At 44.8% G+C, this 424-nt stretch carries 1 protein-coding gene; it reads right to left on the bottom strand.

What is annotated here, in order from left to right:
• Window positions 1–424 (bottom strand): AAA family ATPase (locus HC176_RS16800; RefSeq protein ID WP_209309769.1); only part of this gene is annotated, 424 nt, incomplete at both ends.

Raw genomic sequence — 424 nt, 5'->3', positions numbered from 1 at the left:
CTACGGCTTGTTCGTAGGTTTCGTATCGCTCATTGTCATCGGTATAGATCTGTTTCCAGGGGGGTAAAATAAAAACCTGTTCATATATAAATTCCCTGCAAACACGATTGAACACCGGGGGGTAATCATTTCCGAAGTAATTCATGTATGCCACCACATCGGGAACTCCGCGGTCAAGAAAGACCAGATCTGAGGTGGATTCTCCCGCTTCACGATGTTGTTTGATCCTGCCTTCAAGCAGCAGTTCGCTAAAGAGCAAGGGATCTTCAAGGAATAATTGATCGATACCTTTCTTTTTTGCTTCTTTGATGATCTCCCGGGAGACTTCATGGAAGCAGTAGTAGCCATGATCTTCCAAAGCTTGAATGACAGAAGTCTTACCTGTACCGGGACCGCCGGTTATAACAATCTTTTTGGTGTTCAC

It is taken from the genome of Tamlana crocina (genome assembly GCF_012037625.1).
This window is presented reverse-complemented; position numbering and strand designations above follow the sequence as displayed.